This window comes from Micromonospora sp. NPDC049903, assembly GCF_044460945.1.
Lineage (GTDB): Bacteria > Actinomycetota > Actinomycetes > Mycobacteriales > Micromonosporaceae > Micromonospora.
Genome location: NZ_JBITKL010000012.1, coordinates 107467 through 131829, shown reverse-complemented (window position 1 = coordinate 131829; position 24363 = coordinate 107467). Strand labels below are relative to the sequence as shown.

The following is a 24363-nucleotide window of genomic DNA, read 5'->3' as shown; positions in this document are numbered from 1 at the left end:
GTGGTGGTCAGTTCTCGAAGAGGTCGGTGAGTCGCCGCTTGAGCACCTTGCCGCCCTCGTTGCGGGGCAGCTCGTCGAGCAGCAGGAGCCGGGCGGGCAACTGGTAGTCGGCCAGCCGGTCCGCGAGGAATCCCCGCAGCACGGGCAGAGACAGCCCACCCGGCTCGGTCTGTGGTCGGGGCACCACGGCGGCGGCCACGGCCCAACCGAGCACCGGATGCGGGACACCGACGACGGCGACCTGGGCGACCAGCGGATGTTCGTGCAGTGCCGCCTCGACCTCCAGGGTGGAGACCTTGAACGCGCCGGTCTTGATCACGTCCTGGTGCCGGTCGGTGAGGTACAGGTAGCCGTCGGCGTCGATCCGGCCGACGTCGCCCATGCGGACCCACCCGTCGCGGAAGGTGGCCCGGTTGGCCGCCTCGTCGCGGTAGTAGGAACGGGGAAAGGGCGCGCGCAGCCAGACGTCACCGGTCGTGTCGGCGGGCAGCGGATTGCCGTCGGCGTCGGCGACCATGAGCTGACCGCCGACCGACCGACCGACCGCGTCGCGCCGGGACGGGTCCCAGATCATCGTGGTCTGGGCCGGCGCCGCCTCGGTGGAGGTGTAGTAGTTGACGATGGTGGCCTGCGGGAACGTCTCGGCGAGCCGGGCCGCGACCGCCGGTGCGAGGAACGCGGCGGTGGAGCCGATCAGGTGTACGCCGCTGGTGTCGCGCCCGCGCAGGGCACCGGAGTCGAGCAGCTCGACGGCGATCGACGGGACGACGAAGATGGTGCCGGTCCCGGGGGCCTCGACCAGTCGGGCGAACCGGGCCGGGGTGAACCGGGGCAGGGTGAGTGCGGCGGCCTTCGCGGTCACCGCGTTGAGCAGCATGGTCTGCCCGGCGTTGGTGCCGATCGCGAAGGCGTGCAGGAACCGTTCCGAGTGGGCCAGGGCCAGCCGGCGCGGATGGTGCGGAGCACCGGCGGTGAGGTTGGCGTGGCTGGCGGCGACTCCCTTGGGCCGTCCGGTCGTGCCCGAGGTGTAGAGGATCTGCCCGAGGTCACCGGGTCGGGCGACCGACTCCCCGCCCCGGGATGGCTCGGCCAACAGTTCGGCGCAGGACCAGACCGGCAGGCCGGACGGCACCGGCGGGGCCGGAGTGTCGTCGCCGTGCAGCACGGCGGTGGCCGCGCAGTGCTCCAGGGCGTGTTCGAGCTGCCCGGCGGCGAGTCGGTCGGAGAGCGGCACGGCGACGCCACCGGCGCGCAGCACCCCGACGTACGCGACGGCGAACCCGGTCCAGTCCCGGGCGCCGAAGTAGAGGCCGACGCGCTCGCCGCGACGCAGGCCGCGACGCGACAGGGCGGCGGCGACCGCACCCGCACCGGCGGACCAGTCGGCGAAGGTCAACGCGGCCACCCCGTGCACCTCGACCGCGACCCGCTCGGGATGCAGGGCGGTCCGCCAGTCCAGCAGCTCGGGCACGGTGCGGGAAACGGCCCGGCCCGCTGACGCCGTACCCACCTCAGGCCGCCTTTCCGCCGGTCACGGCTACCGGCACCTCGGCACCGGCCGACCGGGCCCGGCGCTCCTCGATGCCGACCAGGTCGTCCGGCGGCGCGTCGGGCACCTCGTCGTCGAAGCGGGACAGCACCGGCGTGGCCAGCGACACCAGCGCCGTCACCGCGATGCAGAGCCCGAACAGCACATAGAGCAGCCCGTGTCCGCGCCCCGGCCCGACCCCGATCACCGCGCCGACCGTGCCGGCCAGCACGCCGTCGGCCAGCAGCATCGGCTCGGTCACCCGGGCGGCGAACGGGGCGACCAGACCCCAGCCCAGCGGCAGGGTGGACTGCGCCACCATCTGGTTGAGCGCGAAGACCCGCCCGTGCACCCGGGGCGGCACCTTGGTCTGGATGATCGTGTTGTAGACGCCGTTGACGATGGCGAGCGCGAGGTACATGCCGAACGCGCCCAGGCCGATGACCAGCAGGTTCGGCCGAAGCCCGGTGACCACGGCGGCCACCGCGATGCCGAGCGTGCCGAGCAGCACCGCTCGCATCCGGCGTTTGCGAGGGCCGCCCCAGAGCAGCATCACCAGACCGCCGGTGGCGGCGCCGACCCCGCCGGCCAGCGCGATCCGCGCCACCTCGGTCAGGTCGGCGAAGCCGAGCACCAGCGGGGAGAGCAGGAACAGCACCGGGAAGAGGAAGAAGTTCAGCGCGGCGAAGAACGCCAGCATGGCGCGGAACTCCCGGCGGCGCAGCGCGTACCGCAGCCCGGCGACGATCTCCGCGCCGATGCTCTCGCGGCGTCGCAGGGCGAGCGTACGCGGGAAGCGCACCACCACCAGCACACCGATCGCGAAGAGGTAGAACGCCACGTCGACGAGCAAAATGCCGCGCAGGCCGACGGCCTGGAGCAGGGCCACGGCGATCAGCGGGACGGTGAACTGGGTGAGGCCGACAGCGGTCTGGGCGAGGCCGTTGGCGTGGCCGAGAAACCGCTTGGGCACGAGTTGCGGCACCGCCGAGACGAACGCGAGCCGTTGGAACGCCAGTGCCACCGACAGCCAGGCGGTGAACGGGTAGAAGTGCCACACCTCAGCGACGTCGGTCAGCACCAGCACCGCCATCGCCGCGTTGCCGCCCCCGGCGGCCACGCAGGCGCAGAGCAGGACGCGTCGCCGGCTGAACCGGTCGATCACCGCGCCGGCCAGCGGTGCGACGAGCAGGCCGGGCATCAACGCGAGCACCGCGAAGAGCGCGAGCCGGGCCAGCGAGCCGGTCTGCGTGTAGATCCACAGGGGTACCGCGAAGGTGGTCAGCGCGGTGCCCATGCCGGAGACGATCTGCCCGGCCGCGACCAGCCCGAAGCGCCGCATGCTCGGCGGCGGCGCGGTGGTCGTACCGCTGCTCCCGCCCGAGGGTCCGTCCGGTCCCCGGTGGGAGACGGCGGCGAGCTGCCAGGCGGGCTGCCCGCCGTCCGACTGCGGCGAGGCGGCCGGCGGCGGGACCGGCTCGGCGCGGACCGGCGCGCCAGGTCCGGGCGACACGGTGGACGGCGGTGCGGTGGACGGCGACACGATCGACGGCGGTGGCGCGGCGAGGTGCCGGTGTACGCCGGTGACGATCTCGGCCAGTTCGGCGGCGCGGTACTTGAGGAAGTAGTGTCCGGCCTCGTCGATCACCGCGAGCGCGGTGCGGTCGGTGAGGAAGTGCCACTCGCGGTAGCGCTCCTCGTGGAAGTCGGTGCTGCGGTCCCGCTCGCCGACCACGGAGACGATCGGTGCTCGCAGCGGGCCGACCCGTTGCCGCATCAACTCGGTGAAGTACTCCTCGGAGACCTCCGCGTCGTGCCGCATGGCGCGGATCAGGAACGCGACCTCGTCCGGTGCCAGCGACCCGACGGAGGTGCCCTGCGCCTGCAACCAGGTGCGGTAGATCCGGTCGCTGCGCAGGCGTTCGGCCAACCGCAGTCGCAGCAGCGGACCGAGCAGGCCGCCGACGGGCCGGGCGAACGGGAAGACCGCGCCGAGGTACACCGCCTCCAGGTCCCGGCCGGCGGCCTCCAGCCGACGGGCGACCTCCACCGCCAACGCCCCACCGGGACCGCAGTGTCCATAGAGGATCAGCGGCCCGGAGACCCGGTGCAGGATCTCCGCGACCACGTCGGCGGCGACCTCCGCGACGGGTGCCGGCTCGTCGGCCAGGCCGATGTCGTGCCCGGGCATGGCCACCGACAGCAGCCGGTACCCGACCGGCAGGGCGTCGGCCAACGGCTGGTACACCACCGCGCTGCCGCCGCCGTACGGAACGCAGACCAGGGTGGCGACCCGGGCGGCGGCGGGCACCGGCGGGGTCAGTTCGTGCAGCAGCCCGCCGCCGTCCGGGCCGTCCCCGGCGACCAGCCGGGCCAGCTCGCGTACGGTGCGGTGGCGGAACAGGTCCATCACGCTGACCGGTGTGCCCCCGTCGACCACGTCGGGCAGCTCCCGACGCAGCCGGGCCACCACCTGGGTGGCCAGCAGGGAGTGCCCGCCCAGCTCGAAGAAGTCGTCGGTGGCACCGACCTCGGCCACCCCGAGGACGGCGCGCCAGACGTCGGCCACCAGCGTCTCCACCGGTCCGGTCGGCGTCTCCCGCTCACCGGTCGGGCCGTCGTCGACCGGCTCGGGCAGGGCCCGCCGGTCCACCTTGCCGTGCTCCTGCAACGGGAGCCGGTCCAGGCACACCCACCGGCTCGGCACCATGTGCTCGGGCAACCGGTCGGCGAGCCGCCGACGCAGCGCGGCCGGCTCGGGCGCGGCCACGTCGGGCGTCGATTCCAGGTACGCCACCAGCCGGTCGTCGCGCACCAGTACCGCCGCCTGCCGCACCCCAGGGCAGTCCCGCAGCGCCGCCTCGATCTCGCCCAGCTCGACCCGGTAGCCCCGGATCTTGACCTGGTGATCGCGACGGCCGAGGAAGACGAGCTGCCCGTCGGCGCGCCAGCGGCCCAGGTCACCGGTGCGGTACAGACGCGCGCCGGGCGGACCGTACGGGTCGGGGACGAAGCGCTCGCCGGTCAGGTCGGGCCGGTGCAGGTAGCCGCGTGCCAGCCGGTCACCGCCGAGGTACAGCTCACCGGGTACGCCGACCGGGACGGGGCGCATCCGCTCGTCGAACACGTACACCCGGGCGTGCGGCAGGGGCCGGCCGATCGGCACCGGCCCGGTGGACGGCGCGTCGGCGGTGACCTCGTACGTGGCGACGCCGACGGTGGCCTCGGTGGGCCCGTAGTGGTTGAACACGCGGGCCGGACCGGCGGCGGCGAGCGGGCCGACCCGGTCCAGCTCGGACGCCTCACCACCGAGGACCAGCGCGCGGGCGGGCAGCAGCTCCCCCGGCTCGACGTCGGCGGTCAGCGCCCACAGGTGCGACGGGGTGATCTTCAGGTAGTCGATGCGCGCGGCGCGCAGCCGCTCGGCGAGTTCGGCGCCGGTGCACCGGCGGGGCAGCAGGTGCACCGCACCACCGGTGGCCAGCGCCAGATAGAAGAGGGTGACGCTGAAGTCGAACGACATCGACTGCATCAGCCCGTACCGGGCGGCCGGGACGACCGCGAACCGGTCGGCCACCCCGTCGAGGTAGCGCAGCACCTGCCGGTGTGCCACGGCGACCCCCTTCGGGGTGCCGGTGGAGCCGGAGGTGTAGATGACGTACGCGAGGTGCTCGCCGGTGGTGCCGGTCTCCGGCGCGGTGCCGGGCTGGGCCGCGACCTCGGCGGCGATCTCGTCCAGGGTGACCGTGCTCGCCTCGACGGGCAGCCGTTCCCGCAGGTCGGGGCTGGTCAGCACCACCGTCGGACGGGAGTCGGCGAGCATCAGGCCCAGCCGGGCGGTGGGCTGCTCCGGGTCCAGCGGCAGGTACGCCCCACCGGCCCGGAGCACCCCGAGCAGCGTCGCGGCCAGGTCGACCGACTGGTCCAGCAGCACCCCGACCAGTCGGTCCGGGCCGACACCACGGCTGCGCAGCCAGTGGGCGAGCCGGTTGGCCCGCCGGTCCAGCTCCCGATAGCTGAGCGCGTCCGGACCGAGGACCACCGCCGGGGCGTCGGGGGTGGCGGCGACATGCGGGCCGATCAGCTCCGCCAGGGTGGTCGCCGCGCCGGTGACCCCGGCCACCGCGTCGTGCTCGGGTCGCCCCAGGGCCAGCATCCGGTCCCGTTCGGCCGCGTCGAGCAGGTCCAGGTCGACGACGGGCAGGTCCGGCCGAGCGACGGCGGCGCGCAGCAGCGTGGCGAGACCGGCGGTCAGCCGGCGTACGGTCGCGGCGTCGAAGAGGTCGGTGTTGTAGACGACCATGCCGCGCAGCCCGTCGGCGGTCTCGCCGACGTAGAGCGACAGGTCGAAGCGGGCGGTGGCCGCATCGGTCCCGACGCCCTCGACGTGCAGGTCCTCGGGCCACCGGGTGCCGCCGTCCGCGTAGTTCTGCAGGGTGAACAGCACCTGGAACACCGGGGAGCGGCTCACGTCCCGGGTGACGTTGAGGTCCTTGACCAGGCGCTCGAACGGGATCTCCTGGTGGGCCAGGGCGCGGACGACGGTGGTGCGGGTGCGCCGCAGCAGGGTCGCGAAGCTGGGTTCGACGGCGGCGGTGTCAGCGGTCGCGGGCTCGGCGGTCCCGGGCTCGGCGGTCGCGGCGACCGGGGAGAGGTCGGCGCGCAGGGCGAGGGTGTTGACGAAGAGACCGACGAGGTTCTCCAGCTCCGGCACCACCCGGCCGGCGACCGGCGAGCCGACGGCGAAGTCCCGCTGGCCGCTGTGGCGGAACAGCACCGCTTGCAGACCGGTGAGCAGGGTCATGTAGAGGGTGGCCCGGTGGGCGCGGCTGAGCCGACGGAGTCCGTCGGTGAGGTCGGCGTCGAGGGCGAAGCGGTGGGTGGCACCGGCGTACGACTGCACGGCCGGGCGGGGCCGGTCGGTGGGCAGCTCCAGCGCGGGTACGTCGGCCAGTGCCCGGGTCCAGTAGGCGAACCCGTCCCCGGTGGCCGGTCCGTCGAGGCGGTCCCGTTGCCAGGCGGCGTACTCCAGGTAGCCGGTGGCCGGTGCCGGGGGCGGGGACGTGCCGTCGCGCAGCGCGCCGTAGGTGGCGGCGATCTCGGCGAGCAGCAGGGTCAGGGACCAGCCGTCGCTGACGATGTGGTGCATGGCCAGATGCACCAGGTGTTCCTGGTCGGCGAGCCGGACGACGAGCACCCGCACCAGGGGCGCGACGCCGAGGTCGAACGGGGTGCGTACCGAGGCGGCCACCAGCTCGCGGGCATCGGCCTCGTCGGGTACGGCGGTGACGGTGACCGGTACCCGTACGTCGGAGGCGACGTGCACGGCGGGTTCGCCGTCGGCGTTCTCGGTGAACCGCATGCGGAGGCTGTCGTGCCGGGCGGCGGTCGCGTCGACGGCGGCCCGCAGCAACTCGACGTCGAGCGGGCCGCGCAGCCGCACGGTCGAGTGGACGACGTACGCGGCGGTGCCGGGAACGAGCTGTTCGGTGAACCAGATCCGTTCCTGGCCGAAGGAGAGTCGGGGCGTTCCGGCGGGCGGAGTCGCCTTCGGGATGATGGTGGTGTCTCGGGCCGGCACGTCGACGTTCGTCACGCTATGCCTCAATCCGATGACGGACGGGAGTCAGTAGTCTGCATCTCGCGTCCCACAGGTCGGATCGGCTGATCGGTCCACTGTGTAAGACTCGATCGATCGATCCAGCGGCGGAACGGACCGTCGTACCGTCGGGAATGCGATTCGCGGATACGGTGATCCCCGCCGAGTGGGCGTCAGAGCCGCTGCGTTATGCCGAGTTCTCCGGCGGTGGTGCCGGGACGGCGCCGCTGACCTGGGCCCAGCAGGTCCTCCTGCGCTCGATCGCCCGGTTCGGCTCCAACCACCGGTTCCTCAACCTGCGGCGGATCGTGCCGGTCTCCCCCCGCGCCGGGGTGGCCGTGACGACCGCGACCCGGGCGGTGGGTGCCCTGGTCAGCCGCCACTCCGCGCTGCGTACCCGGCTCCCGGTCTCCGACGGCGAGGCCCGCCAGGAGATCGCTCCGACCGGGCTGTTCCCGCTGCTGGTCTGCGACGGCACCAGCGACGGCACGCAGGCCGCACGACGGGCCGCCGAGCGGCTCGGCGACGTCGCGTTCGACCATTTGGCCGAGTGGCCGCTGCGGGTCGCACTGGTCACTGTGGACGATCGGGTACGCCAGATCGTGCTGGTGTTCAGCCACACCACCGTGGACGCTCACGCGGTCGAGATCGTGCTGCGCGATCTGCGGCTGCTCCTGCTGCGCGGTGGCCTGCCCACCCCGGCCGGACCGCAGTCGGCGGACGTGGCCCGGCTCCAGCACGGGCCCGACTCTCGGCGTTCGCAGCGGGCGGTGGCGTACTGGCTGCGGGAGTTCGACCGGCTCCCCCGGCAGCCGATGGTCCCGGCCGGGCCGGGGCTGGAGCCGCACCTGCGCCGGGGCGTCCTGGTCTCCTCCGCCCTCGACCGGGCCGCCCGGCTGGTCGCCGCCCGGCATCGGGTCAGCGTCTCCGCCGCGCTGCTCGCCGGCTACCAGGCGATGGCCGCCCGCACCTCCGGACACGAGCTGTCCGGCCTCTTCCCGATGTCCCACAACCGGTTCCGCACCGAGTACGCGCAGGCAGTCGCCAACCTCGGTCAGATCGGCTTCTGCGCGGTGGATCTGGCCGGATGCACCGACTTCGCCGACCTGCTGCACCGCGTCTGGGCGGCCTCGCTGAACGGTCTGCGGCACGCGTACTACCAGCCGTCCGCGCTGCGGCACGCCTTCGAGGAGCGGGGCATCGACTACGAGACGGCGTTCCACCCGCACCACTACTTCAACGATGTCCGGCTGCCGCTCGGCGGCCTCGACCAGCCACCCGAGGTGACCCGGGACGAGTTGCGGGCCGCCACGGCCCGGAGCAGCTTCTCCTGGACCGCCGGGCTGACCGCGGCCTCCTGGCATTTGCTGGCCCACGTCGTGGACGAGCCGGACGCGGTGGGCGTCACGCTCACCGTCGACACCCGGCACCTCGCGATGGACTCCGTCGAGCCGTTCCTGCGAGGCATGGAGGAGTTGCTGGTCGAGGCGGCCTTCGACGACGTGCGATGGCCCTGGTCACCGACGTCCACCGCACCCGCCGAGCCGGTCCCGTCCCGCACCGAGGAGACGGCGTACGCGGACTTCGCGGCCGGACGGGCCGCCAGCGCGCCGCTGACCTGGGGGCAGCGTGCCATGTGGCGGACCGTCGAGGAGTTCGAGTCCCCCGAGGCGTACCGGGTGCTGAGCCTCCCACGCACGCTCGCCGTGTCGGCACGGACCGAGGTGACCGTCCCCGTGGCGGTGCGGGCGCTCGGCGCACTCGTCGCCCGGCACGGATCGCTGCGCACCCGGTTCCGTCGCCGGGACGACGAGGTGCACCAGGAGATGGCGGCCACCGGACGGCTTCCCGTCGGCGTGCACGCCGTACCCCGACCGGTGGACGACCCCGACGGCCGCGCCCTCGCGGCGGAGCTGGCCGCCCGGCTACGCGCGTCGCGCTTCGACCACGTCGCCGAGTGGCCGCTGCGGGTCGCCCTGGTCACCGTCGACGACCGGGTACGCCAGATCGTGCTGGTGTTCAGCCACGCCACCGTCGACTTCCACGCCACCGACGTCGTCCTGCGTGACCTGCGCCGGCTCCTGCGGCACGGCACGCCTGACACGCCGGTCGGCCTCCAGTCGGTGGACCTCGCCGGACGGGAGCGTGACGCCGGACGACGACGGTCGGAGCGGGCGGTGGCGTACTGGGTACGGCAGTTGCCCGGCCTCGCGGCGAACCTCTCCGACCCGGTCGGCTCCGGCGCCTCGCCGCGTTACCGTCGTGGTTCGCTGGTCTCCCGCGCCGTCCACCACGCGGCGGGCCTGGTCGCCACCGGCAACGCCGTCAGCACCTCCAACGTGCTGCTGGCGGCGACCGCCGCCGGGCTGACCGGAACCGGCGGGCAGGACTCCTGCGGAATCGTGGTGATGGCCAGCAACCGCTTCCAGCCGGGGCACCAGGACGCGGTCGGCACCCTCAACCAGATCGGGCTCGCTCGGCTCGACCTGGCCGACCGGCCCGGCTTCGCCGAGCTGCTGTCCCGGGCCCGGCGGGGAGCGCTGGACGCCTACCGGCACGCCTACTACGACCCGGCAGTCTGGGAGCGCACCTTCACCGACCTCGGCCACGACCACCGGACCTTCCTGTCCCCGTACTGCTACCTCAACGACGCCCGCCTGACCCGCGACGTCGACCCGACGGACACGGGCCCGGACGAGACCACGCTGCGGGCGATGGTCGGCGACAGCGAGTTCCGCTGGTTGCCGGAGTTGGCGCGGTTCCCGTGGCGCTGCCGGGTCCAAGTGCTCGACGCGCCCGGTGCGGTCGAGCTGGTCGTCACCGCCGACACCCGGTACTTCCCGGCCGAACGGGTCGAGCCGTTCCTGCGCGGCGTCGAGGCGCTGCTGGTCGAGGCGGCCTTCCGCGACGTGTCCTGGCCGTGGTCCCCCGCTGCGGTCGGCCCGTACGCCGGGGGCTGACCGTCACGCCTCGGTACCGCCGGCAGGAGCAGCCGAATCAGGATTCTCGGCGCGGATCATCGCGGTCGACCGGCTCCCTCGCGCCCTGCCGGGTCAGACCGGCGAGGGCGGCGAGTCGGGCCATGCCAGCGGAGGCAGGGCTGCTGCGGGCCACCTCGGCGATGACGGTCCGGGCGGTGGGGCGGTAGCGGGTTTCGGCGGGTGCGATGGTGTCGGCGTCGACGAGTGCCCGTTCGGCTGCGGCGTAGTTGCCGACGTGGAGGTAGGCACGCGCGGCGTCGATGAGGTGGGCGGCCCGGTGTTCGGAGGACAGTCGCCGCCAGCCGTCGCGGCGGACCGCACTCTCGTGGCGGCACACCGCTTCCGCCATGTCGCCGAGGTGCAGGGCGGCGAGGAAGCGGGCCAGGTGCACGGTCGTGGCGCCGAAGCTGGTGTGGTGTGGGTCGGTGTCGTCAGCATGCCGGTCGGCGAGTTCGGCGGCGTGGTCGATGAGGTCGTCGGCGTTGCGACGGTCGTCGCCACCGGCGGCGGCGATCCCGGCCTCAAGGAGCAGGGTTCCGCGTACGGCGTGGTGTGCTGGCAGGTCGGCGGCGGTGACTGCGGCGGTGAGCGCCAGATGGTCGCGGCCGAGTGCGCGCAGGGCCTGGCTGACGGCGATGGTGGCGGCGCCGGTGGCGTCGGGGTCGCTCGCGGAGGCGGTGACGGCCCGGTCGGCGGCGAGCCAGGCGAGGTCGGCCGCGTCGAGCTTGGTCAGCATCGAGGCGGTGATCCGGTAGGCGGGCACCAGCAGCGCCGGAGCGCGGTGAACCGTGTCGAGCAGAGCCGGTAGGGCGCGCAACAACTGGGCGTAATGAGCGTGCTGATAGGTCATCCACGCGTGCGAGATCTGCTGCCGCGCCTGGTCCGGCGGCGTGGTCCGGCCGGATCGATGGTGGCAGCGGACGAGGGCGGCGCGGATCGCGTCGATCCCGTCAGTGCGGGGTGCTGCCGGCGAGGAGCATTGTCGAGGGCCGAGCAGGGTCACCGGATCTAGGCGCAGGACCGTGGCGATGTCCTGGATGACCGAGTAGCGGTCCAGGCTGCGTACGCCACGTTCGACCTTGTCGACCCAGCTCTTCGACTTGCCGATCCGGTCGGCGAAGACCTGCTGACTCATGCCCCGACGGACGCGTAACTCTGCCACCCGGCGTCCGATCGGCACCGAGTTGTGGTCGCGTCGCTCGCGGCCGGTCACGGCTGCCGTCCTGCTGGCGGCGGGCTCGACATGGTGGACCCTCCGCAGTGGGGGCACCACCGGGACTTGACCCGGAACGCGAAGAGCCCGAGCAGAAAGCCCGGCACCAGACCACCGAACAACGCGACCGACACCAGATCGACGACCACGAGCATTCACCTCCTTATCTCTGCTGACAGGCCCACCCCACACGGCTGCTTACACCCCCTAAGCATTTCAATCGCGCGGCAGCAGCTTCGACGCTTAGGGGGTATAAGCAGGATTACTCGACCAGCCGCAACTGTCAAGGGGGCCTAAACTCGTTGTGTGGAGACTCAAGACGAGAGCTTCGAGCGTGTACGGCATGAAGCAGACCCGCTTCGGCAGGCCAAGCTCGCCGGAGAGTTGATCGCCGTCTACCAGCAGAGATCGGTTGAGCTGGCGAGACTGCGCCGTGAGGCGATCAACACCGCTGCGGCGGAGCGAGGGATCTCGTTCAGCGTGATTGCCAAAGAGTTGGGACTCACGCGAGGACGGATCACGCAGATCCGGCAGACGGCACCGCCTGCGGAACGGGCGTTTTTCGGGGTTGGCCCAGTCACAGTCGCCTTGCCGCTACGCGCGGTGCCCGAACGGGCTCTCCCGATGATCTCTTCCGAGGACGCCCGCGCTGCCGAACGGTTGACGATGCTCCTCACCGACCTGGCGTTCCAGGTGGAGCAGTTCCGCATCCCTCCGAACGGCCTATGGCAGCCGCATGGCGACACTGTCGCGATCTGTGGACCGAAGTCGTCGTCGGTAACCGCGCAGGCAATCTCGTCAGACCCAGTGCTGACGTTCGAGCCCGACGATGATGGGCAGTGGACCATCCGTGAACGCGACGGCAGCCACGTCTACGAGTCGCCCATGGACAGTCAGGCCGCACCGCGATGGGCCGACTTCGCCTATGTTGGCCGACTCGCCCTGAACGAGCAGACCGTCTTCATCGTCGCGGGCGTACACGCCCTCGGATCAGTCGGCGCAATCGACTACCTCGCTCGCAACGTGGCCGATCTCTACGCCCAGGTCGGCACCCGCTGTTTCTCGATGGTCGTCCGCAGCGAACACGACGGCGACACTGTCACCAGGAGCGAACTCGCATGCCCGCCGCGAACTCACGACCGCACGTAGTCACCGCCGAGCGGGCCGGACGAGATCGGCCGACCGAGGACCGCATCTTCACCACACCGAACGCAGTCATCGTGCTCGACGGCGCATCACAGCCAGGCGACCACCGACACGACGGAGGATGGCTCGCCCAACAAGTCGGGCATTACCTTGCGCAGATCCTGACCGCACACCCCGACATCGGCCTCGTCGACGCACTGGCCGAAGCAATCGACCACATCCGCCACCTGCACGGCCTGCGACCCGGTGCCGCACCGTCGACCACAGTCAGCCTGGTTCGATGGACAGACAACGATGTTCACATCCTGGTCCTCGGAGACAGCCCCACCATCGTTCTAACCCGTGCTGGCGAGATCCACCAGGTCCGGGACGACCGGCTCTCACAGGTCGCCCTCGATCAACACGCAGACCTGCACGATGCCATCCAACAGAGGGGCGGATTCGGCTTCCAGCACGCCGTGGAATGGACCACGCTCGTGGAAGCGCAGAGGAAAGCCCGCAATACCCCTGAGGGCTATTGGATCGCCGAAGCCGTACCGGGGGCCGCCCGTCACGCCGTCTACGCGAGGTGGCCCGTCAACGACATCGCAGCAGCCCTGACGATGACCGACGGCGTCTCCGACGGCATCGACAACTACCAGACACCCCCAACCTGGAAAGCCGCATTCGCACTCGCCAACCATCACCCGACACGCCTCATCGAGACCGTGCATCAAGCGGAGAAGGACGACGCGGAAGGGCGACGCTGGCCACGCAGCAAACGACACGACGACAAGGCGGTGGCGCTGATACGGCTCACCTCAGCCGCACACATCGCCGAACTGACCTCATGCTGGCCTGGCTCATCGGCTGGCGGTGGAGCGTGACCACCGACCATCTCCAGGGCCGGACGCCACGGGAACGCACCGAGGTGTTCTGGCCGGGCGACGGTGAGCCGACCGTAGCAGTATTAGCCCGCCCCATTCACCCGATGTGACGGCCCTGATCCACAGGGCCGCCCGGTCCCGCTCAGCATGGCTGACTGCCGCAGTACGGCCTGATCGTCGCGGTCGCGACCTGCGACGGCCCAATTCTGTTCCCATTCTCCCTGTACGAGACGGCGATCCGGATCGTGCTGTCCTGTTTCCCCGAAACTTCAAGCGTGCAGTGGCGCGACGTCCTGGTACATCCGCTCTCCACGCTGCGGCGGAGAGATGGGGGAACTTCCCACCGGTAGTTGTATCCACCGGAACTGTTGCGCAACTCGAACCTCACGGAGTGGGACGACGCCGGCGCGGTGTTGGTACAGGAATTTTGCCAGTCTGAATTGCCCTTGCCCTTCGACGTCACCCGGCATTCGAGCCTCTCACTTCTCAACAAGGGGATGATTCTGTCGCAAGGCAATTTCTCACAGGCCAGTTTGATCGCCTCGTAGACCTGAGGGATCTTGTAACAAGGCAATTTGGCGAGCTTACATGCCACTTCAGCCACCACCGGAACCCCATCGCCGGCAACCCGCTTCCAGGGTTCATCCGCTACGAAGCGCAGCAATATTATTGTCAATATTGCGGCCGTGATCAGCGCAAGCAGCTTGACCGATACGCGCATAAGCCGCACTTTCCTTTGACTTACTCTTCGCCGACGGTGCGCACCTGCCACAAAATCCTACCTAATTGGAGGTATTAGAAGTTGACAGCAGCTTACGCTCAATTTAGATCACCTGCAATGCAGGTAGGCCTTCCACTCATGCGGCAAAGTCATTCGATTGGGCATCGCCGCTGGCCATGATGGTTTCTGTGATTTGGCTGCGAAAACACGGTTGTGGGTCGTGATCTTCTCTGTCCATGAGAAGGCGACCCACGGTCGGGTAGTCGGTTTATACGGCACTTGTCGCTCTGGTCTTGACCCCTGCCGGGGCTGCCCAGGTCCAGTGAGCACGGTCGTTTCAACATCATCCGGTGCGGCCGAGGATGGTAAATGGCCTGGTCATGTCGCGGTTGGCCCATCGGGTGGCTTCGGTGATGTTGGTGCGACCGGCCAGGCGTAGGGCGTTGATGTGGAGGTTGCGGAGTGAGGCCAGGACGCGGGGTCCGGAGCGGGTGCGGACGCGGGAGTGGTCTTCGCGGTAGCAGGTGTCGCGGATGAAGTGGAGGGTTTCGATGGCCCAGTGGCCGCAGTTGAACGCGGCTAGTTCGGCCGGGCCCGCGTGGTCGGCGGGGTGGCTGGTGATCCCGAGTTGCGCAGCGGTCGCCGGATGCCGTCTTCCCGTCGTGAGCTGCTGCGCTGGCAGTTCGACCTGACCTGGTCGCTGTTCGAATACCACCTGACGGAGTGGTTGACCGTACTGGACCCGCCTCGTCCTGACCGATGCCCGGACCGTCCGAGCCGTGCCGTGCCCGAAGCTGAGGGCAGGTGGCCTACAGCGGGGGCCCTGTCGAGCTGAACCGTCTGTGCTCTCAGCTCGACAGCGTCCGCGCTCCACTGCCCCTGCCCCTGCGGACCGCGCATCGGACCAACCATGAGAGCACTCCGACCTCGTACGCCGCACACGCCTCAGCGGTGGGCGAAGACGAACCCGCCCTCGACCTCCGGTTCCGGGTGGTGCACCAACTCGGCCTCGACGGCGAAGCCGGCCGCCGCCAGCCAGGCCGCGACCCGACCGGGTGGGCGGTAATGCACGTAGACGTTCATCGGGTGTCCGCCGTAGCCCTCCGTCTTGTGACGGCTGCCGTCCCCGGTCTGGAACCCGAGCAGCACCACCCCGCCCGGGCGCAGCACGCGACGGAACTCGGCGAGGACGCCGGGCACCTCGTCGTCGGGCACGTGGATCAGGGAGAACCACGCCAACAGCCCGGCCAGGGCTCCGTCCGGCAGGTCGAGACGGGTCATCGAGCCGACCTCGAAGTGCAGGCCGGGAAGGTCCCGTCGGGCCACGTCGATCATTCTGGGCGACAGGTCGACGCCGAACGCGTCCAGGCCGATGTCGCGTAGGTGGGCGGTGATCCGTCCCGGTCCGCAGCCGACGTCGCAGACCGGTCCGTTCGCCTGGGCGCGGACCAACTCGGCGAAGAGGGCGAGGATGCCCCGCTGGAACGGCTCACCGGCGAGAGCCCCGCGCAGCGCGTCGGCGTAGTCGGCCGCCACGGTGTCGTAGGAGGTTCGGGTGTCGTCAAGCCAGCCGGGTACGCCCATGGGCGCCACGATAGGGGCGGTCAGTCGTGTTCGGGGGCACCGGTCACCCGGTGGGAGGCGGCGTGCAGCGTCTCCGCGACCAGTCGGCGTACGTGGCCGTCGCGGGCGCGGTAGAGGGCCCGTCGGCCGTCCCGGCGTACGCTGACCAGCCCGGCGAGGCGGAGTTTGCCGAGGTGCTGGGAGACCGCCGGGCGGGCCGCACCGACTGCCGTGACCAGTGAACCGACGTCGTGTTCGCCCGCGCTGAGCAGCCACATCAGGCGAAGGCGGGTGCCGTCGGCGAGCATCCGCAGCATCTGCACGGCCGCCTCGACCTCACCGTCGCCAGGGACGGGTTGTTGCCGCTCACTGGCTCCTGCAACGTTGTCGCGTGCGTACATGAGCACATATTATCGCCGGGACCACAGGCCCCGCTCTCCTCGGGGGGACACGTGACCCAGGGCCGGCACGACCATCACCACCACGACGACCATCACCGCCACGACGATCACCACGACCACGGCAGCCCCGGCCGGTGGCACCGGCTGCGGCACGCGGCCGTACCGCACTCGCACGACTCGCGTACCCGGGTGGACCCGGCGCTGGAGACCTCCCGCGAGGGACTGCGGGCACTGTGGATCTCGCTGGTCGCGCTCGGAATCACCGCCGCCGCCCAGGCGGTCATCGTGGCGTACTCCGGCTCGGTGGCGCTGCTCGGCGACACCCTGCACAACGTCACCGACGCGCTGACCGCCGTCCCGCTCGCCATCGCCTTCCTGCTCGGACGGAAGGCGGCCACCCGCAGCTACACGTACGGGTACGGGCGGGCCGAGGACATCGCCGGCATCATCATCGTCGCGGCCATCGCCGCGTCGGCTGTCGCGGCCGCGTGGACCGCGATCGACCGGCTGCTGCATCCCAGCGACATGAGCCACATCCCCTGGGTGGCCGGTGCCGGTGTCGTCGGGTTCGTCGGCAACGAGCTGGTCGCCCGTTACCGCATCCGGGTCGGTCGGCGGATCGGATCGGCCGCCCTGGTCGCCGACGGCCTGCACGCCCGCACCGACGGCTACACCTCGCTGGCCGTGGTCGCGGCGGCGGGCGGTGCCGCCCTCGGCTGGCGCTGGGCCGACCCCGTGGTCGGTCTCGCCATCGCCGTCGCCATCACCGTCGTGCTCGTCGACGCCGGGCGGCAGATCTACCGCCGGCTGATGGATGCGGTCGACCCGACGCTCGTGGACCGGGCCGAGCGCACGCTGCGCGACGTGGACGGCGTCCGGGACGTGAGTGCGGTACGCCTGCGGTGGATCGGCCACCGCCTGCACGCCGAGGCGGACCTGGTCGTCGACGCCGGCCTCAGCCTCGTCGCCGCGCACGAGATCGCCGCCGACGCGGAGCACCGCCTGACCCACGCGGTGCCCCGGCTGACCAGCGCGACCGTGCACACCGACCCGGACAGCCACCCGGGCGGGCACCACCACGCCGACCTCTCCCACCGGCGACGGCAGCCGGCCGGCTGACCCGAACCGACATCACGACGCTATGTGATTGTGCGGAGACTCTGGGCAAGGTATCGGTCAGGCGACGTGGTTCGGTGGGGGCCCGCCCTCGTCGCCCGGGGGCCGCCGTCGGGCGGGCGCCACCCCCCGCCGACGGAGGAGGATCTGCCGTGCCCGCGACCAGAGCGGCGAACGTCGCACCCACCGCACACTGCCGGGACCACGTGGCGTCCCGCCCCACCTGGCGGTGCCGAGCCTGCGGGACCGCTTGGCCGTGCGGACGCGCGAAGCGGGATCTGCTCGCCGAGTACGGCACCCGCCGCACCGATCTGCTGGTCTATCTGGCGACCCTCTGGGAGGAGGCGCTCGGGCACCTCACCGAGCGGCACCCCGGGACCGATCCGGCCGAGTCGCACGAGCGATTCCTCGGCTGGCTGCCACCCCGGCCGCCCTCTCGCTGACCGCCGCGCCGTCCGACCTGGACGGACCACGCGCCGGCCGCAATTGGCAGGAGTCTTGACAGTTACGGGTCACATCGACAGACTTGATCGTGAGAGCGCTCTCTTGGCCGAACTCCCGACGATGCCCCCGCATCGTCCCACCCCCATAGGAGGAGTCCCATGCCACGAGCGCCACGCGTCCTGCGCGCGGCCCTGGCCGCCGTCCTGGTCGCCGGTCTCGCCCCACTCGCCGCCCCGCCGGCCGCACTCGCCGCCGACACCGCCGGCACCCCCACCGCCGACACCTCGGTCACCGGCCTCGCGCCGGAAATGGTCCGCGCGATGCGCCGCGACCTCGGATTGACCGACGCGCAGGTGCTGACCCGGCTCCGCGTCGAAGCCGGTGCCGCCACCGTCGAGCGCCGTCTGCGAGCACGACTCGGTACGGCCTTCGCCGGTGCCTGGATCCCGTCCGGCGGAACGCGGCTGACCGTGGCCGTCACCGACCCATCGCTGGCCGCCGCCGTACGTGCCGAAGGTGCCGAGGTGACCACCGCCGCCCGCAGCGAGTCCACCCTGGACGGTGTCAAGCGGACGCTCGACCGGCACGCCGGCAAGGCGCCACCGGACGCCGTGCACGGCTGGGCGGTCGACGTGACGACCAACCGGATCGTGGTGACCGCAGGCCGGGGCGCGACCGCCGAGGCCGCCGCCTTCGTCAAGGCCAGCGGCGTCGACGCGGGCCTGGTCCGGATCGTCGAGTCCGCCGAGGCACCCCGGATCAACTACGACATCCGGGGCGGGGACCAGTACGTCATCAACGGCAACACGCTCTGCTCGGTCGGTTTCGCGGTGCACGGGGGCTTCGTCACCGCCGGCCACTGCGGCCGGGTCGGCAGCCCGACCCTCGGCTACAACAACGTCTCCCAGGGCACCTTCGCCGGCTCGACGTTCCCCGGCCGCGACTACGGCTGGGTCCGGACCAACAGCAACTGGACCCCGCAGCCGTGGGTGAACAACTACTCCGGCGGCAACGTGTCGGTGGCCGGCTCCCAGGACGCCGCAATCGGCAGCTCGGTGTGCCGGTCCGGTCGGACCACCGGCTGGCGGTGCGGCACGCTGCTGGGTCGCAACCAGACGATCAACTACTCGCAGGGCGCCGTGCACGGCCTGACCCGCACCAACGCCTGCGCCCAGGGCGGCGACTCGGGTGGTGCCTGGCTCAGCGGCAACCAGGCGCAGGGCGTCACCTCCGGCGGCTGGGGCAACTGCTCCACCGGCGGGGAGACCTGGTTCCAGCCGGTCAACGAGATCCTCGGCGTGTACGGGCTCACGCTGGTCACCACCGGCGGTGGCAGCGGAAGCCGGCTGATCAGCAACTGGAACAACAAGTGCATCGACGTGCCGAACTCGAACTTCTCCGACGGCGTACCGCTGCAGACCTGGAACTGCAACGGCACGGCGGCGCAGTCGTGGAGCTTCGTCAACGGCACGCTGCGTACCCAGAACAACATGTGCATGGACGTGGCCTGGGGTTCCCGGGACAACGGCGCGGTGATCCAGATCGCGACCTGTAGCGGCAACCCGGCCCAGCAGTTCGTCCTCTCCGCCGCGGGTGACCTGGTCAACCCGCAGGCGAACAAGTGCGTCGACATCAGTGGCTGGGTCAACGCCGACGGCGCCCGCCTGGCCCTCTGGGAGTGCCTCGGCGGCGCGAACCAGAAGTGGCGGCGCGGCTGAGACACGGCACCGGAATGTTAGGAAGGGTCCCCTGCTATCGCCTGGTGTATAGCAGGGGACCCTTCCTAACAACTACAACGGCAACTATTACGACGACGGCGCGGCCCCGTTGTCGTTGAACCGGAAGCTGTCGAACGGGGCGGCGTCACCCAGCTCCTCCATGATCAGGCCGTTGTTCTGCGAGTTCCGCAGGAACGCCGAGTTGTTGCTGATCAGGAAGGTCTCCGCGTTCTCCGGGTTCGGCGCGATGGTGAAGATCTGACGCGGCTCGCTCTCCTTGCACTCGGCGCCCTGCACCACCAGCGGCTGCGAGTTGCCCGGGTTCTGCACCTGCCAGCAGACCGGCTCGCCGGTGCCGGGACCGCCACCGGCACCCCGGTACGACTTGATCAGGAACGTCTGCCCGTCGACCGGGGTCGGTACGAACAACTGCCGACCCTCGTCGCCGTCGACCTCGGCCAGCCGCTGGTCGGTCAACGACAGCCCCGACTCGAACCCGTCGACCCGGGTGATGGTGACCTGGCGGTCGCCGGACAGTACCGGCGGGTTGGCGGTGGTCGGCGACGGCGACGCCTCCGTCGGAGTGGGCGCGGCGGAGGTCGCGCTGGCGGCCGGCGTGCCCGTGACGTCGGGTGTGGCGGCGGCGTCCGGAGTGGCGTCACCGCACGCCGCTGTCGAGACGGCCAACGCCACCACGCCCGCACCGGCAAGCCACCTACGCATCGACATCATCCGCTCCTCCTCCGGCGGCGGGGATTCCCGGTCGGGAGACCGGCGCACCATCCTCGCCACGGTCGCTGAAGATCGACGTACCCCGGGTGTCGGCGCGATATGCAAGGACGCGGCAACGGGGTGGATTTCCGACAAAGGTCGTAGGTCGAATGCCGCCCTGCGCCAGATGGCACCACGCCCTCGTTCCCGCAGGCTTTTCCCAGGCACCGGGTGACGCCGCACGGACCCCTCCGGACACCCGATCGGCCTGGAAGGCAGCAGCCCGACATGTCTCGCCACGATCCTGCCCGGTCCCGGGCGTCCCGCCTGCGTCGACTCGGCGCAGCCCTGGTCGCGACGGTCGCCGTCGCCACCGCCGCCGGGTGCGGCGCCGCACCGACCGCCCGGTCCGTTCCCACGCCACCCGCTCCCGGCGCACCGGCCGACCCGGCCGCGCTGAACGCCGCCGACGTCGACGCCTGGCTCGACGGCCTGCTGCCCGCCGCGCTCCAGCGGACCGGCATTCCCGGCGCCACCGTCGCCGTCGTCCGCGACGGCGAGATCCTCACCGCCCGCGGTTACGGCCACGCGGACACCGGCTCCGGCACGAGCCAGCCCGTACCGGTCGACCCGGACCGGCACCTGTTCCGAGTCGGCTCGGTGGCGAAGCTGGTCACCGCCGTCGCGGTGCTCCAGCTCGTGCAGGGCGGCGACCTGGAACTCGACGCCGACGTCGACGAGTACCTGGACTTCACCGTGCCCCGCCGCTACGACGAGCCGGTCACCCTGCGGCACCTGTTGACCCACACCGCCGGATTCGAGGAGCGGGTCGCCGGCCTGATCGGCTCCGACGGCAACAGCCCGGACCTGCGCACGGTGCTGGCCACCGACCCGCCGGAGCAGATCTACCGGCCGGGTACGACACCCGCGTACTCCAACTACAGCAACGCCCTGGCCGGGTACGTCGTCGAACGCGTCAGCGGCACGCCGTTCGAGGAGTACGTCGACCGCAACGTGCTGGCCCGGGCCGGCATGGCGTCGTCGACGTTCGCGCAGCCACTGCCGCAGGCTTTGGCCGATCGGGTGGCGAAGGGGTACGACGCCGCCGGTGTCGCCGGCCCGTTCGAGATCGTCGGCACCGTCCCGGCGGGCGCGTTGAGCGCACCCGCCACCGACATGGCCCGCTTCATGTCGGCGCTGACCGGCGAGACGGTCGGCGAGGGTCCGCTGCTCGACCCGCCGACCCGCGAGTTGATGCAGCGGCCCGCGCTCGACGCCACCTCGCTCGGCACCCTCGCGGACGGCCCCCGGATGACGCTCGGGCTGTTCGACGAGAGCCGTAACGGCCGACGCATCCTCGGTCACGGCGGCGACACCAAGTACTTCCACTCGCACCTGCAGATCTACCCGCAGGAACGGGCCGGCATCTTCGTTTCGCTCAACGGCGGCGGCCGGGGCGGATTCGACAGCCACGAGCTGCGTCAGGCGGTGGTCAACGGCTTCGCCGACCGCTACTTCCCGGCCACGTCGGACCAGCCGACGGGCGTTGACGCGGAGACCAGTGCCGCACACGCCGCCGCTGCGGTCGGCACGTACGCCGACTCGCGTCGGATCGACAGCAACTTCCTGACCACCATCGGTCTGGTCGGCCGGACCACGGTCAGCGTCGCCGACGACAACCGGCTGCTGTTCGAGCCGGGCCCGCTGTCGGCCACCCCGGCGCTGTACGAGGAGGTGGCCCCCTGGGTCTGGCGCGAGGTGGGCGGGCAGCGCACGATCGCCATGCGGGCCACCGACGACCGGGTGACGGCGATCAGTTACGACTCCGCGTTCACCCTGCTGCCGGTCGAGCCGGCACGGGCCACGGCGGTGGTCGCACCGGTGCTCGGCGTCTCCGTCCTGGTGCTGGCGCTGACGGTGCTCTCCTGGCCGTTCGGTGCCCTGGTCCGGCGGGTCCTCGGTCGACCCCGTCGCGACCGGGCCGGACGTACCGCCCGGGTGCTCAGCCGCGTCGCGGTCGCCGGGGCGCTGCTCGCGCTGACCGGCTGGGCGGTGAGCGTGGTGACCGTCATGGGGTTGCAGGACGTCTCCGCCGCCTCGTTGCGCACCATCCAGGCGCTCCAGCTGATCGGCCTGCTCGGGGTGCTGCCCGCAGGGCTGCGGCTGGTCGACGACGTACGGCGTCGCGTCGGCTGGCACCGGGTCACTGCCAGTGCCCTGGTCCTGCTGGCGCTGGCCGGTACGGGTTGGTTCGCCGTCGAGTTCATGTTGCTCGCGCCTAACATCTCCTACTGACGCGTCGATCCGGGACGGAGCGGAGCAAGGATGTCCACCGCATGAGCACCCACCCTGATCCGCAGACCGAGGCGGCTCCCCGGTCTCCCCGGCTGACCAGGCGGCTCGACGAACAGCTCACCCGGCTCGGCGTGACCGGCCGGTTCGCCCGGGACCTCCTGCTCGCGGCGGCGGTCACCATGGTCACCGTGCTGCTGCTGGCGATGCTGCTCTGGGTCGTTGCACCGGCGGAGGAGCTCTCCGTCGGCCCGGGGCGGGCCGGGCCGCTGCTCGTGCTCTGCGGCGTGCAGGCGATGCTGCTCTGCCTGCGCCGGGTCCGTCCGCTGCTCTGTCTCGCCCTGGTCGTCGCCCTACAACTGGTGGTCGTCGGGCTGTCCCTGCCGGACATGTCGATCCGGGGCATCGCGCCGTTCGTCGCCGCGTACACCGTCGGCACGCTGCGGCCGGTGCGGACGGCGCTGCTGATCGCGGGGGTCGCCACGCTGGCGGAGACGGCCGGCGCGGTGGTCGCCACCGCCGTCCTCGCCGCCCCCGACCTGCTCCTCGCCACGCTCGGCAGCCTCACCGCAGGCGCGCTGACCTACCTCGGGGCGGCCTTCGTCGGCGGTTACGTCGCCACCAACCGGCGCTACGTCGAGCTGGTCCGGGTACGCGCCGACGAGGCGGTCCGGGCGCAGCAGGCAGGCGTGCAGGCGGCCATCGGTGCGGAGCGGTCCCGGATGGCGCGGGAACTGCACGACGTGGCCGCCCACCACCTCTCCGGCATGGTGGTGCAGGCGGCGGCGGTGGAGCGACTGATCGACCGCGACCCGGCGGCGGCCCGCGCCGGGGTGGCCTGGATCCGCGCCCAGGGCAAGCAGACCCTGGACAACCTGCGGTTGGTGGTGGGGGTGCTGCGCGGACGGACCGGGTCGGACGCGGGCGACGGCGCCGTCCCGGTGCCCGGCCTGGCCGTCCTCGACGACCTGGTCCGCACCGCCGGTGACCTCGGCGGCCCGGTCGAGTTCGTGCGGGAGGGGCAGCCGCGCGAGGTGCCGCCGATCGCCGACGTGGCGCTCTACCGGGTGGCGCAGGAGTCGCTCTCCAACGCCCGCCAGCACGCCGCCGGCGCCCCGGTCCGGGTGGCCCTGCGCTACCTCGACCGCCGGGTGACGCTCGAGGTGCGCAACGACCCGCCGTCCCGGCGGCCCGAGCCGGCGCCCCGCGCCACCGGCGGCGTGGGCCTGGTGGGCATGCGGGAACGCGCACAGCTCATCGGCGCCGAGTTCACCGCCGGTCCGACCGCCGACGGCGGCTGGTCGGTCACCGTGAGCCTGCCGACCGCACCGCAGGCCGCGCGCGCCGCGACGGCGACCGCGAAGGGGGAACCGACATGATCAGGGTGATGCTCGTCGACGACCAGGCGGTGGTGCGGACCGGGTTCCGGGTCATCCTGGAGCAGGCCGGGGACATCGAGGTGGTGGCCGAGGCGTCGAACGGCGACGCGGCGGTCGACCTGGCCCGCCGCCACCGGCCGGACGTGATCTGCATGGATGTCCGGATGCCCGGCGGCGACGGGCTCACCGCCACCCGCCGGATCGTCGGCGAGGCCACCGAGACGCCGCCCGCCGTGCTCGTGGTGACCACGTTCGACCTCGACGAGTACGTCTTCGGCGCGCTGGAGTCCGGTGCCAGCGGGTTCATCCTCAAGGACTGCGAACCCGAGGAGCTGATCGAGGCGGTCCGCCGCCTGGCCGGCGGGTACGGGCTCGTCGACCAGGCGGTCACCCGCCGGGTGATCAGCGAGTTCGCCCGCCGTACCGCCGCACCGCGTACCGACGCGGTGGCCGCGCACCAGCTCACCGCACGGGAGGCCGAGATCGTCGGGCTGCTCGCCCAGGGTCTGTCGAACGTGGAGATCGCCGCCGAGCTGTTCATCGAGACGAGCACCGTCAAGTCGCACCTCGGTCGGGCGATGGCCAAGATCGGCGTACGGGACCGGTTGCAGACGGTGGTCTGGGCGTACCAGAACGGCGTGGTGCCGCGCTGACCCACCGACGGTGTGACGCGCACGGCCAGCGC

General features: G+C 71.7%; 18 protein-coding genes. 9 read left to right on the top strand and 9 right to left on the bottom strand.

The window, feature by feature from the left end; translation table 11 throughout:
• Positions 1-7: 7 nt before the first annotated feature.
• Together ACIBO1_RS19770 and ACIBO1_RS19765 are read right to left on the bottom strand one after the other, a co-directional pair.
• Positions 8-1510 (bottom strand): class I adenylate-forming enzyme family protein, encoded by a 1503-nt coding sequence (locus ACIBO1_RS19770; protein ID WP_396748454.1) that lies wholly within the window; start codon positions 1508-1510, stop codon positions 8-10.
• A 1-nt stretch (position 1511) separates the two neighbouring features.
• The gene (locus ACIBO1_RS19765) at positions 1512-7124 is read right to left on the bottom strand and encodes an amino acid adenylation domain-containing protein (RefSeq protein ID WP_396748452.1); all 5613 of its coding nucleotides are present in this window, start codon (positions 7122-7124) and stop codon (positions 1512-1514) included.
• A 137-nt stretch (positions 7125-7261) separates the two neighbouring features.
• On the opposite strand from ACIBO1_RS19765, the gene ACIBO1_RS19760 reads away from it, so the two are divergent.
• Positions 7262-10087 (top strand): condensation domain-containing protein, encoded by a 2826-nt coding sequence (locus ACIBO1_RS19760; protein WP_396748450.1) that lies wholly within the window; start codon positions 7262-7264, stop codon positions 10085-10087.
• Between the two features lie 37 nt (positions 10088-10124).
• On the opposite strand, the gene ACIBO1_RS19755 is transcribed toward ACIBO1_RS19760, so the two are convergent.
• Both ACIBO1_RS19755 and ACIBO1_RS19750 read right to left on the bottom strand, forming a co-directional pair.
• Positions 10125-11321, bottom strand: a complete 1197-nt coding sequence (locus ACIBO1_RS19755) for a helix-turn-helix domain-containing protein (protein WP_396748448.1) — start codon at positions 11319-11321, stop codon at positions 10125-10127.
• A complete protein-coding gene (locus tag ACIBO1_RS19750; RefSeq protein ID WP_396748446.1) occupies positions 11318-11476 on the bottom strand; it encodes a hypothetical protein in 159 nt (52 codons plus the stop codon). The genes ACIBO1_RS19755 and ACIBO1_RS19750 overlap by 4 nt, the downstream gene beginning before the upstream one ends.
• A 151-nt stretch (positions 11477-11627) precedes the next feature.
• Between ACIBO1_RS19750 and ACIBO1_RS19745 the strand changes: the two genes are divergently transcribed.
• Together ACIBO1_RS19745 and ACIBO1_RS19740 are read left to right on the top strand one after the other, a co-directional pair.
• On the top strand, positions 11628-12470 hold the full coding sequence (locus ACIBO1_RS19745) for a hypothetical protein (protein WP_396748444.1): 843 nt from the start codon (positions 11628-11630) through the stop codon (positions 12468-12470).
• Entirely contained in the window at positions 12440-13333 is an 894-nt protein-coding gene (locus tag ACIBO1_RS19740) for a protein phosphatase 2C domain-containing protein (RefSeq protein WP_396748442.1), read from the top strand. The genes ACIBO1_RS19745 and ACIBO1_RS19740 overlap by 31 nt, the downstream gene beginning before the upstream one ends.
• Positions 13334-13475: 142 nt before the next feature.
• Here the strand turns inward: ACIBO1_RS19740 and ACIBO1_RS19735 are convergent, their stop codons facing one another.
• The 4 genes from ACIBO1_RS19735 to ACIBO1_RS19720 form a co-directional block, all read right to left on the bottom strand.
• Positions 13476-14054, bottom strand: coding sequence for a hypothetical protein (locus ACIBO1_RS19735; protein ID WP_396748440.1), 579 nt, complete (start codon positions 14052-14054; stop codon positions 13476-13478).
• Positions 14055-14397: 343 nt separating this feature from the next.
• Positions 14398-14769, bottom strand: a complete 372-nt coding sequence (locus tag ACIBO1_RS19730) for a hypothetical protein (protein WP_396748438.1) — start codon at positions 14767-14769, stop codon at positions 14398-14400.
• Between the two features lie 230 nt (positions 14770-14999).
• Positions 15000-15638 carry a class I SAM-dependent DNA methyltransferase gene (locus ACIBO1_RS19725; protein ID WP_396748436.1) on the bottom strand — a complete coding sequence of 213 codons (639 nt, stop codon included), beginning with the start codon at positions 15636-15638 and terminating at the stop codon, positions 15000-15002.
• A 20-nt stretch (positions 15639-15658) separates the two neighbouring features.
• Entirely contained in the window at positions 15659-16018 is a 360-nt protein-coding gene (locus ACIBO1_RS19720) for an ArsR/SmtB family transcription factor (RefSeq protein ID WP_396748434.1), read from the bottom strand.
• A gap of 51 nt (positions 16019-16069) precedes the next feature.
• Here ACIBO1_RS19720 and ACIBO1_RS19715 point away from each other — a divergent pair, with 51 nt between their 5' ends.
• The 3 genes from ACIBO1_RS19715 (at position 16070) to ACIBO1_RS19705 (ending at position 19296) form a co-directional block, all read left to right on the top strand.
• Positions 16070-17137 (top strand): cation diffusion facilitator family transporter, encoded by a 1068-nt coding sequence (locus ACIBO1_RS19715; protein WP_396748432.1) that lies wholly within the window; start codon positions 16070-16072, stop codon positions 17135-17137.
• A gap of 149 nt (positions 17138-17286) precedes the next feature.
• Positions 17287-17577: a flavin reductase gene (locus tag ACIBO1_RS19710; RefSeq protein ID WP_396748430.1), complete on the top strand. Its 291-nt coding sequence runs from the start codon at positions 17287-17289 to the stop codon at positions 17575-17577.
• Between the two features lie 159 nt (positions 17578-17736).
• Positions 17737-19296: a ricin-type beta-trefoil lectin domain protein gene (locus ACIBO1_RS19705; RefSeq protein ID WP_396748428.1), complete on the top strand. Its 1560-nt coding sequence runs from the start codon at positions 17737-17739 to the stop codon at positions 19294-19296.
• An 87-nt stretch (positions 19297-19383) separates the two neighbouring features.
• Here the strand turns inward: ACIBO1_RS19705 and ACIBO1_RS19700 are convergent, their stop codons facing one another.
• A complete protein-coding gene (locus ACIBO1_RS19700) occupies positions 19384-20079 on the bottom strand; it encodes a hypothetical protein (protein WP_396748426.1) in 696 nt (231 codons plus the stop codon).
• A gap of 216 nt (positions 20080-20295) precedes the next feature.
• On the opposite strand from ACIBO1_RS19700, the gene ACIBO1_RS19695 reads away from it, so the two are divergent.
• From ACIBO1_RS19695 to ACIBO1_RS19685, 3 genes are read left to right on the top strand one after another with little or no spacing between them, the layout of a single operon-like run.
• Positions 20296-22302, top strand: coding sequence for a serine hydrolase domain-containing protein (locus tag ACIBO1_RS19695; RefSeq protein ID WP_396748424.1), 2007 nt, complete (start codon positions 20296-20298; stop codon positions 22300-22302).
• 41 nt (positions 22303-22343) lie between these two features.
• On the top strand, positions 22344-23678 hold the full coding sequence (locus tag ACIBO1_RS19690) for a sensor histidine kinase (RefSeq protein WP_396748422.1): 1335 nt from the start codon (positions 22344-22346) through the stop codon (positions 23676-23678).
• Entirely contained in the window at positions 23675-24331 is a 657-nt protein-coding gene (locus ACIBO1_RS19685; protein ID WP_396748420.1) for a response regulator, read from the top strand. The genes ACIBO1_RS19690 and ACIBO1_RS19685 overlap by 4 nt, the downstream gene beginning before the upstream one ends.
• The last annotated feature ends 32 nt before the right edge of the window (positions 24332-24363 follow it).

Coding starts and splice junctions, on each gene's coding strand:
- ACIBO1_RS19695 (WP_396748424.1), top strand. CDS start 20,296: ATGTCTCGCCACGATCCTGCCCGGTCCCGGGCGTCCCGCCTGCGTCGA.
- ACIBO1_RS19700 (WP_396748426.1), bottom strand. CDS start 20,079: ATGGTGCGCCGGTCTCCCGACCGGGAATCCCCGCCGCCGGAGGAGGAG.
- ACIBO1_RS19750 (WP_396748446.1), bottom strand. CDS start 11,476: ATGCTCGTGGTCGTCGATCTGGTGTCGGTCGCGTTGTTCGGTGGTCTG.
- ACIBO1_RS19725 (WP_396748436.1), bottom strand. CDS start 15,638: ATGGGCGTACCCGGCTGGCTTGACGACACCCGAACCTCCTACGACACC.
- ACIBO1_RS19705 (WP_396748428.1), top strand. CDS start 17,737: ATGCCACGAGCGCCACGCGTCCTGCGCGCGGCCCTGGCCGCCGTCCTG.
- ACIBO1_RS19720 (WP_396748434.1), bottom strand. CDS start 16,018: ATGTACGCACGCGACAACGTTGCAGGAGCCAGTGAGCGGCAACAACCC.
- ACIBO1_RS19760 (WP_396748450.1), top strand. CDS start 7,262: ATGCGATTCGCGGATACGGTGATCCCCGCCGAGTGGGCGTCAGAGCCG.
- ACIBO1_RS19735 (WP_396748440.1), bottom strand. CDS start 14,054: ATGCGCGTATCGGTCAAGCTGCTTGCGCTGATCACGGCCGCAATATTG.
- ACIBO1_RS19740 (WP_396748442.1), top strand. CDS start 12,440: ATGCCCGCCGCGAACTCACGACCGCACGTAGTCACCGCCGAGCGGGCC.
- ACIBO1_RS19690 (WP_396748422.1), top strand. CDS start 22,344: ATGAGCACCCACCCTGATCCGCAGACCGAGGCGGCTCCCCGGTCTCCC.
- ACIBO1_RS19685 (WP_396748420.1), top strand. CDS start 23,675: ATGATCAGGGTGATGCTCGTCGACGACCAGGCGGTGGTGCGGACCGGG.